Below are 2,445 nucleotides of genomic sequence, written 5' to 3'. Positions count from 1 at the left end.
AAATTTAGAATTTAAAAAGAAAATGCCAGTCAATTTCTTAACTGACTGGCATTACTCTGAACACTGGCTTTTCTTAACGCTGTTTTAACCCTCAAAAGAGCTGGCTGAGCCGGCTCTTTTTTATTGTGCTGCTTGAGGGCGTTTTGCCGGAAAAGATTTGCGCCGGGAACCTGCGCGCGGGCTTAATTTTGCTGTGTATAATAGCTTAAGCTTTCAATTGATGATTTCCCTCTATGCTTCAAATTCTGCAGAAACAGCTGGATGAAAGTACACAATGCCCTTTGTGCCGCGCATCTATGTATTGGGTAGAAGCGGAGCAGTATGATCAGGAGCTGAATTATCATGAGTGCAGCTACTGCGAGCATAAAATCTATCAGGATAAAACCCATAACTGCCACTGCGCGGCCTGCCAAGCCAGCCGCAAAAAACTGATTAAAGAAGCGCTGCATCAGGAAAATTTCAAGCAGAAAAATAAAGGCAAAGATAGGGACATGATTGAGCACAAGCTGAATCAGCTGAGCTTTATTCAGAAGCTGTTCCTGCTGGCGGTTTTAGATGACCAAGTCTTTGAAAACTCGCAGCATGATGAATTCATTGACTGGGAAAAAATTAAATACTATCCGATTTCCCCCAACTATCTGTATCAGAAAAACCTGATCAAGCGCATGATCGACCAGCATGTCCTGACTTTAAAGGATTATGCAGATGAAGCCGGGCAATACTATATCAATGTGCGTCTGGACGGCTATTCCGAACCTAGCCTGTACAGCATTGCGCATAAGCTGCGCCTGTGGTTTTATGAAAATCTGGCGCAAGGCATTCCCTTCAAAAGCTCCGATGAAGTCAAAGACGCCATTTACGAAATCATGTATGAAAAAATTGTGCAGTTCATTCAGTTTTACTGCCGGATTTGGCAAGTGCAGATTTCCGGCAATAACAGCCTAAGAACCCTGTGCTACCGCCTGCTGGACAGCCTTGCCGTCGGGCAGATTTTCTATTTGATGCAGACCGCGCTGGACTACCTGCATCAGCAGAAGCTGCTGCAGCCGCGCAATGAAAAATTCATCAATACCAATTTGCTGAAAAAAACCGTACAGCAGTACCGTGAGCGCGGCCTGCAAGAAAAATGGGTTACCAGCACGCTGCCGCACCCGCCGCAGATTCCGATGTCAAAAATGGCGGAAATTTTATTCTTCCGCTTTTTAGGCTGTGACGACACGGTATTTGTGCAGCCCATTTGGAAAATTTGGGAAAAAGTCGAGCCGCGGCTGAAATTTTACGCGCTGAAGCGCTGCATGCATTGCGGATCGGATGAACTGGACGTGGATTATGATGCAGAAAATCATGTTTCCCTGTTCTGCCGCGCCTGCAAGCAGCAAGACCATTACTTCACCCGCTGAGGGAGAAAACGAATGAACTATCCGGAACAGCTGAACACCGCCATCAACAGCGCCCTGTCCGATTTGACCGCCCCGCTGCTGCAGCAGGTGATTGATGCATGGACAGAGCTGAAAACCCAGCAGCCTCTGGTGCATATCATCACCAACAGCGTGGCCGGCAATTATGTGGCCAATGTTTTGCTGGCCGCCGGCGCCTCCCCGGCCATGATTGACAACCCCTTTGAGGCTGAAAGCTTTGCCCGCATCGCCAGCGCCATCAGCTTGAATTTAGGCACGCCGACACCTGAACAAATGCAGGCCATACAGATTGCCGCCCAGACTGCGCACAGCCTTGGAAAAGTTTGGGTGCTGGACCCTGTCGGCTATGGCCCGGTGCTGCAATGGCGTTCAGATATGGCGGATGCGCTGCTGCAGTATCAGCCTAGCGTGATCCGCGGCAATGCCTCAGAAATCGGCGCGCTGGCAGGCCGGCAGATTCAGTCCAAAGGCGTAGACAGCACCGTCAGCAACGCAGCGGTCTACCGGCAGGCGCAGTGCTTATTTGAACATGCGGAATGTATTGCCATTTCGGGTGAATCTGACTTTATTTTATCCAGAGAGCTGAATGCCGTGATTCAAATTAATGGCGGCTCCCATCTGCAGCCCAAAATTACCGCATCGGGCTGCGCCTTAGGCGCACTGACCGCAGCTTATTGCGCCGTCAGCAGCAGCGTCACCGCTGGAGCCGCAGCTGCGCATATCCACTTTGCGGTTGCCGGCAAAAAGGCCTATGAGCGCGCCGATACAGCGGGCAGCTTTAATGCCGCGTTTTTAGATGAAATTTACAGCCTGAACGCGGAAGACCTGCAGCAATACAGCGATTTCAGCGTGCTTGCTTTATAACTGCGCCGGATTTTATCCGCATAAATGCCTAACTTACCCTGCGCCCAAGGCGCCAGATTCAATGCCGCTGCGCAAATATAGCTAATTATCAAAATAGCTATTACACAAAAAACCTAATGAAAGCATATTTTATGGGAGATTATGTGTGATATGGATTTCAAAA

General features: G+C 49.2%; 2 protein-coding genes. Both read left to right on the top strand.

Annotated features, from left to right (window positions below):
* Positions 1–233: 233 nt before the first annotated feature.
* Positions 234–1,400: a hypothetical protein gene (locus tag RSA72_RS14375; RefSeq protein WP_332623533.1), complete on the top strand. Its 1,167-nt coding sequence runs from the start codon at positions 234–236 to the stop codon at positions 1,398–1,400.
* A 12-nt stretch (positions 1,401–1,412) separates the two neighbouring features.
* On the top strand, positions 1,413–2,282 hold the full coding sequence (gene thiM / locus RSA72_RS14370) for a hydroxyethylthiazole kinase (RefSeq protein ID WP_332623532.1): 870 nt from the start codon (positions 1,413–1,415) through the stop codon (positions 2,280–2,282).
* Positions 2,283–2,445 lie beyond the last annotated feature (163 nt).

It is taken from the genome of Acinetobacter sp. (genome assembly GCF_036659555.1).
Lineage (GTDB): Bacteria > Pseudomonadota > Gammaproteobacteria > Pseudomonadales > Moraxellaceae > Acinetobacter.
This window is presented reverse-complemented; position numbering and strand designations above follow the sequence as displayed.